The sequence below is a fragment of the Streptomyces hoynatensis genome (genome assembly GCF_003626535.1).
Taxonomy (GTDB): Bacteria; Actinomycetota; Actinomycetes; order Streptomycetales; family Streptomycetaceae; genus Streptomyces; species Streptomyces hoynatensis.
Map to the genome: position 1 here is coordinate 323457 of NZ_RBAL01000008.1, position 6997 is coordinate 330453.

Genomic DNA, 6997 nt, shown 5'->3' on the forward strand with positions numbered 1-6997 from the left:
GGGCCCCGCTCCCCGCCCCCGCTCCCCCGCCGCGCGGCGAGGGCCCGCGGCGGCCCGCTCCCGCCGGCCGCGCCCGGCCGCGCCCGGCCGCGGCTCACAGCGGGTCGATCTCGGTCAGCTCCTCCGCCAGGTGCAGCCAGCGGGTCACGCCGATGCCGTGCAGGAAGGGCAGGTCGTGGCTGGCGACGAGCAGCGCCCCGCGGTAGGCGCCGAGCGCGGAGGTCAGCCGGCGGACGCTGGCGAGGTCCAGGTTGTTGGTCGGCTCGTCCAGCATCAGCAGCTGCGGGGCAGGCTCGGCCAGCAGCAGGGCGGCCAGCGAGGCGCGGAAGCGCTCGCCGCCGGAGAGGGTGCCGACCCGCTGGTCCGGCCGGTTCTTGCGGAACAGGAAGCGCGCGAGCTGGGCGCGGATGTGCTGGGGGTCGGCGCCGGGCGCCAGCCGCCTGACGTTCTCCGCGACGCTCAGCTCCGCGTCCAGCAGGTCCAGCCGCTGGGGGAGGTAGCGCAGCGGCACGTGGACCGCCACCGTGCCCGCCGCCGGGGCCAGTTCGCCGGCGATGGTGTCGAGCAGCGTGGACTTTCCCGCCCCGTTGCGGCCGACCAGGGCGATCCGCTCGGGGCCGAGCACCTCCAGGGTGGCCCTGGAGCCCTGCCTCATCCGCACCCCGTCCAGGCTGAGCACCCGGCGGCGCGCGGGCACGGCGGTGTGCGGCAGGTCCACCCGGATCTCGTCGTCGTCGCGGACCGCGCTCTCCGCCGTCTCCAGCCGCTCCCTGGCCTCGGCGAGGCGCTCCTGGTGCAGGCCGAGGAGCTTGCCCGCGGACTCCTGCGAGGTCCGCTTCTTCATCCGCATCGCGGCCCGCGAGTCGCGCTTGTTCTCGAACGCCTTCCGCGCGTTGCGGCTGCGGCCCGCGAGCTTGTCGTGAGCCTCGATCAACTCCCGCTTCTGCCGCCGCACCTCCGCCTCCGCGGCCCGCACCAGGCGCTCCGCGGCCTCCTGTTCGACCGCGAGCGCCTCCTCGTACCGGGAGAGGGTGCCGCCGTACCAGGTGACCCGGCCGTCCCTCAGGTCGGCGATGTGGTCGACGCGTTCGAGCAGTTCGCGGTCGTGGCTGACCACGAGGAGGACGCCCCCGAAGGCGGCGACGGCGGCGTGGAGCCGTTCGCGGGCCCGCAGGTCGAGGTTGTTCGTCGGCTCGTCCAGCAGCAGCACCCCGGGCCGCCGCAGCAGCAGGGCCGCCAGGCTGAGCAGCACGGTCTCGCCGCCGGAGAGCCGGCCGACGGTCCGGTCGAGGTCGATGTGCCCGAGGCCGAGCTGGTCGAGGAGGGCGTGGGTGCGCTCCTCCACGTCCCAGTCCTCGCCGACCGTGGCGAAGTGCTCCTCGGCCGGATCGCCGGCCTCGATGGCGTGCAGCGCGGCGCGCACGGCGTCGATGCCGAGCATGCGGTCGACCCGCTGGGTGGTGTCGAGGGTGAGGTTCTGCGGCAGGTAGCCGACCTCGCCCGCCACCCGCACCGAGCCTGCGGTGGGGCGCAACTCGCCTGCCAGCAGCCTCAGCAGGGTCGACTTCCCGGAGCCGTTGAGCCCGATCAGGCCGGTGCGCCCGGGGCCGAGGGCGAGGTCGAGGCCGTCGAAGACCACGCTGCCGTCGGGCCAGGCGAAGGACAGCCGGGTGCAGGCGATCTGGGTGGCGGATACGGGCACGGTGGCCTCCGGTCTGCTCGGGGTGGTGGATTCCTGCGGTTCCACGGCGGCGGCCGGGCACGGGCCGGCTCGGGCCGGCCGTGACCGGCCCGCCGTGGCGGGATTGCGGGAAGGACACCGGGCCCGGGGCAGACCGGGGCACTGGGTGATCGTGGGAAGGCGGAGGCCGGGGTGGCTTCACGTCAGAGGCCGATCGCGCGGCGCGGCCGGCACGCGTGCTCTCGGGCACGCGCGGCCTGCGGGCACGCGGTGTCTTCGACCTCAGCCGGCCACGGCCTCTCCTCTCGACGGCAACAGGGCCGTCACGACTTTAGGCGGCGGGCGCGGGCGCGGGCAAGCGCAAGGGGGCCCCCTGGCCGGGAGCCCCGCCTCGCGGGGGCGCCGGGCCCCGCCCGGCGGCGGGGGCCGCGCCGCGGCGGCCGGCCGGCGGCGGTGCGCCGGCCGGGCCTCAGGCGTTCCCGGCGGCGCGGGCCCCGGCGCGGGCCTCGGCGCGGGCGCGGCGCGCGGCGAGGCGTTCGTCGAAGCTCCTGGCCTCGTCGTCGAGGCCGCCGAGGAAGAGGCCGAGTTCCTCCTGGGCCTTGCGGCCCTCGGGGCCGAGGCCGCTGAGGTTCATGGTCTTCAGGAAGCGCAGGACGGGCAGCAGCACCTCGTCGTGGTGGATGCGCAGGTTGTATATGCCGCCGATGGCCATCTTCGCGGCGGCGCGCTCGAATCCGGGGATGCCGTGGCCCGGCATCCGGAAGCCGACGACGACGTCCCGCACGGCCTGCATCGTCTGGTCGGGGGCCAGCTCGAAGGCGGCGGCCAGCAGGTTGCGGTAGAAGACCATGTGCAGGTTCTCGTCGGTGGCTATCCGGGCCAGCATCCGGTCGCACACCGGGTCCCCCGACTCGCGGCCGGTGTTGCGGTGCGAGATGCGGGTGGCCAGTTCCTGGAAGGCGACGTAGGCCACCGAGTGCAGCAGGGAGTGGCTGTTGTCCGATTCGAAGCCCTCCGACATGTGCGCCATCCGGAAGTTCTCCAGCTGCACGGGGTCGACGGCCCGCGAGGTGAGCAGGTAGTCCCGCATCACGATGCCGTGGCGGCCCTCCTCGGCCGTCCAGCGGTGCACCCAGGTGCCCCAGGCCCCGTCGCGGCCGAAGATCGTGGCGATCTCGTGGTGGTAGCTCGGCAGGTTGTCCTCGGTGAGGAGGTTGACCACCAGGGCGGTGCGCCCGACGTCGGTCACCTTCGACTGGTCGGGGGCCCATGCCTCGCCGCCGAGCGGACCGTCGAAGTCCCGCCCCAGGCTCCAGGGCACGTACTCGTGGGGCATCCAGTCCTTGGCCACCTTCAGGTGCCGGTTCAGCTCGCGTTCGACCACCTCCTCCAGGGCGAAGAGCAGACGGGTGTCCGTCCACTCGCGAGACGAGGTGAGACGGGCGGGGCTAGCGGTCACGAACACTCCTGGGGGCGCTGACAATTCGTCCGCCTGCCCGGTGGGCGGCGCGGGGTCGGCGCCGCGGACGCACGGGGCGGGCGGGGCGGACGACGGACGGGAAGCGAGGGACGAACGACGGAGAACGACGGAGAACGACGGGAAGACGACGGGAGAGACGGCGGAAGAGAAGACGAGACGATCGGACGGTGAGAGGAAGTACCTACGAGACCGTAGGTTACGGCACCGTAAGTTGTTACCCCCCGGTCTGGCAAGGCGGTGGACGAGAACCGGCCCCAGGACACGGCTCGGGCCCGGGCCACACCTGGTGGCCCGGGCCCTCAAACGCCCGCCGTTATGACGTTTTTCACGCGCTGCCGGGTGGACTTCCCCGGCCGGCCGCGCTCAGCGGCCCCGCTCCGGGCCGAGCAGCCCCGCGCGGCGCAGGGCGTCCGCCATCGCGCTGTTCGCCGGCGCCGGCGCCTCTCGCCGGGCGCCGCCCCGCCGGTCGCGCTGGCGCGGGGAGCCGCCGTTCCCGCCGCTCGCGGCGCCGCCGCGCTCCCGGCGGTCCCGCCGCTCGCCCCGGTCCCCGCGCTCGCCCCGGGGCCGGTCCTCGCGCCCGCGGCCGGCGCCCGGCTCCTCGTCGAGGCGCAGGGTGAGCGAGATGCGCTTGCGCGGCACGTCCACGTCGAGCACCTTCACCGTGACGATGTCGCCGGGCTTGACGACCTCCCTGGGGTCGGAGACGAACCGGCGCGACATCGCGGAGACGTGGACCAGGCCGTCCTGGTGCACGCCGACGTCCACGAACGCCCCGAATGCCGCCACGTTGGAGACCACGCCCTCAAGCACCATGCCCGGGCTCAGGTCGCCGATCTTCTCCACGCCCTCCTTGAAGCGGGCGGTCCTGAAGGCCGGGCGCGGGTCGCGGCCCGGCTTCTCCAGCTCGCGCAGGATGTCGGTGACCGTGGGCAGGCCGAAGGTCTCGTCCACGAAGTCGGCCGGCCGCAGCGCGCGCAGCGCCTGGCCGTTGCCGATCAGGGCGCGCACGTCGCCGCCGGTGGCGCCGGCCATGCGCCGCACCACCGGGTACGCCTCGGGGTGCACGGCGGAGGCGTCGAGGGGGTCGTCGCCCTCGCGGATGCGCAGGAAGCCCGCGCACTGCTCGAAGGCCTTGGGCCCGAGCCTGGCCACGTCCTTGAGGGAACCGCGGCTGCGGAAGGGGCCGTTGGCGTCGCGGTGGGAGACGATGTTCTCCGCGAGGGTGGTGCCGATGCCCGAGACCCTGGCGAGCAGGGGCACGGAGGCGGTGTTCACGTCGACGCCCACGCCGTTCACGCAGTCCTCGACGACCGCGTCGAGCGAGCGGGAGAGCTTCACCTCGGACAGGTCGTGCTGGTACTGGCCCACGCCGATGGACCTGGGGTCGATCTTGACCAATTCGGCGAGCGGGTCCTGCAGGCGGCGGGCGATGGACACGGCGCCGCGCAGCGACACGTCCATGCCGGGCAGCTCCCTGGCGGCGTAGGCGGAGGCCGAGTAGACGGAGGCGCCGGCCTCGGAGACCACCATCCTGGTCAGCCGCTGCTCCGGCAGCAGGGCGACCAGCTCGCCCGCCAGCTTGTCGGTCTCCCTGGAGGCCGTGCCGTTGCCGATGGCGATCAGCTCGACGCCGTGCTCGACGGCCAGCGAGGCGAGCCGCTTCAGGGCCTCGTCCCAGCGCCGGTGCGGGGCGTGCGGGTAGATCGTGTCGGTGGCGGCCACCTTGCCCGTGGCGTCCACGACGGCCACCTTGACCCCGGTGCGCAGGCCGGGGTCGAGGCCCATGGTGGGGCGGGTGCCGGCCGGGGCGGCGAGCAGGAGGTCGCGCAGGTTGGCGGCGAAGACGGCGACCGCCTCGTCCTCGGCCCGGGTGCGCAGCCTGGCGCGCAGGTCGATGCCCAGGTGCACCAGGATGCGGGTGCGCCAGGCCCAGCGGACGGTCTCCGCCAGCCAGGGGTCGGCGGGGCGCCCGCGGTCGGCGATGCCGAAGCGGTGGGCGATGGCCCGCTCGTAGGGGGAGGGCTCGCCCGCGGCCTGCCGCCCCTCGGCCTCCGCCGGGTCCTCCGGCTCCAGCTGGAGGTCGAGGACCTCCTCCTTCTCGCCGCGGAACATGGCGAGCACCCGGTGCGAGGGCAGCTCGGTGAAGGGCTCGGCGAAGTCGAAGTAGTCCGCGAACTTGGCGCCCTCGGTCTCCTTGCCCTCCCGCACCCTGGCGCTCAGCCGCCCCCTGGTCCACATCCGCTCGCGCAACTCGCCCAGCAGGTCGGCGTCCTCGCCGAAGCGCTCGGTGAGGATGGCGCGGGCGCCCTGGAGGGCGGCCTCCGCGTCGGGCACGCCCCTGGCCTCGTCGACGAAGGCCGCGGCGGCGGCCTGCGGCGCCACCTCCGGGTCGGCGAGCAGCCCGTCGGCCAGCGGCTCGAGGCCGGCCTCGCGGGCGATCTGCGCCTTGGTGCGCCGCTTGGGCTTGTAGGGCAGGTAGATGTCCTCCAGGCGCGCCTTGGTGTCGGCGGCGAGGATGGCGGCCGTCAGCTCGTCGGTCAGCTTCCCCTGGGCGCGGATCGACTCCAGGATCGCCTCGCGCCTCTCGGCCAGCTCCCGCAGGTAGCGCAGCCGCTCCTCGACGGCGCGCAACTGCGCGTCGTCGAGCATGCCGGTGGCCTCTTTGCGATAGCGGGCGATGAAGGGCACCGTGGAACCGCCGTCGAGCAGACTCACGGCCGCCTGGATCTGCCCTTCCCTTACCCCGAGCTCCTCGGCGATCACGCCCTCGATGGACCGCCCCGCGACGGACTGTGTCACTGTCACTGCTCCGCTTTCCCGGCGCGCTCTGCGCCGCGCTGTGCATTCTGGCAGGAGGGGCCGACAAAGCACGCCGCGACGGGCGGTTGCCCCGCACCGAGTCGGCGCGGCCCCGCCCCGGCCGACTGGGGGGGGCGGGGAGCCGGGGGCGCGCGTCCGGGCGGCCCGGGCGCGCGGCGATGATCAGGATGGCCGGAAATCCGCTGGTCGGCCCGGCGGGCGCCGCGGCCCGCGGGCGGCCCGCGGCCCGTGCGGGGCCCGGCGCGGGGCGGGTTCGCGCGCACTTTCGGCCAGGAACGCCGACCCGGGCGGGCGCGGCCTGCGCGCTTCGGGTGACGAAGGTGAGCCGATGTCAACTCGGCCACTCCTCCGGGTGATATGAACTCCACACGTGCAGCTGAATTCCTTGCGGACTGCCGGGAGTTAGGGGCAGGGTGCGTGAAGTAACCCAGTGCACCCACTCCATGACACGCCGTGGAGACACCGGAGGGACCATGACGCTCACCAGCCCGGACGCCGGGACGCAACGCCTCTGCCGCAGCTGGCTGCTGACGGCCAGGCGGGAGGATCTGGCGCATTTCCGGCGCCTGGCCTCGCTCAGCATGCGCGAGTGGCGTCAGCCGCCGCACGTCACCGAGGTGGTGCTGCACGGCGTCACCGAGCTGCTGTCCAACGTGGCGCGGCACGTGGCGGACCCGCGCTGCACGCTGGAGTTGTGCCATCTCGGCGAGGCCGTGCTGGTCACGGTGCACGACCGGTCCTCCGCGCTGCCGAAGATCACCCTGCCGGACTGGACCGCCGAGGAGGGCAGGGGCCTGTGGCTGCTGCGGGAGATGGCCGACGACCTCGGCTACGCCCTGACCGAGGACGGCAAGCAGGTCTGGGTGCGGGTCGGCTCGGCCGCCTCCGAGCCCGTCTGAGGCCGGCGGAGACGGGGCCCCGCGTCCCGGGGCCCTGAACGCCGGGGCCCCGGGGAGCCGGGGCCCGCGAGGCCGGGGCCCCGGGGGCTCACTCCCCGGTGCCGTCCTCCTGCCCGG

The 6997-nt window shown here is 74.6% G+C and carries 4 protein-coding genes; 1 reads left to right on the forward strand and 3 read right to left on the reverse strand.

Annotated elements, in window-relative coordinates; all coding sequences use genetic code 11:
- Positions 1 to 94: 94 nt before the first annotated feature.
- The 3 genes from D7294_RS16600 to D7294_RS16610 form a co-directional block, all read right to left on the reverse strand.
- A complete protein-coding gene (locus D7294_RS16600) occupies positions 95 to 1702 on the reverse strand; it encodes an ABC-F family ATP-binding cassette domain-containing protein (protein WP_120680390.1) in 1608 nt (535 codons plus the stop codon).
- A gap of 448 nt (positions 1703 to 2150) precedes the next feature.
- Positions 2151 to 3140 carry an acyl-ACP desaturase gene (locus D7294_RS16605; RefSeq protein WP_120680392.1) on the reverse strand — a complete coding sequence of 330 codons (990 nt, stop codon included), beginning with the start codon at positions 3138 to 3140 and terminating at the stop codon, positions 2151 to 2153.
- 384 nt (positions 3141 to 3524) lie between these two features.
- Positions 3525 to 5960 (reverse strand): Tex family protein, encoded by a 2436-nt coding sequence (locus D7294_RS16610; protein ID WP_120680394.1) that lies wholly within the window; start codon positions 5958 to 5960, stop codon positions 3525 to 3527.
- Positions 5961 to 6454: 494 nt separating this feature from the next.
- Here D7294_RS16610 and D7294_RS16615 point away from each other — a divergent pair, with 494 nt between their 5' ends.
- The gene (locus tag D7294_RS16615) at positions 6455 to 6880 is read left to right on the forward strand and encodes an ATP-binding protein (RefSeq protein ID WP_120680396.1); all 426 of its coding nucleotides are present in this window, start codon (positions 6455 to 6457) and stop codon (positions 6878 to 6880) included.
- The last annotated feature ends 117 nt before the right edge of the window (positions 6881 to 6997 follow it).

What these genes read in the sequence shown, in the direction of transcription:
- D7294_RS16615 (WP_120680396.1), top strand. Translation starts at nt 6,455, where the DNA reads ATGACGCTCACCAGCCCGGACGCCGGGACGCAACGCCTCTGCCGCAGC.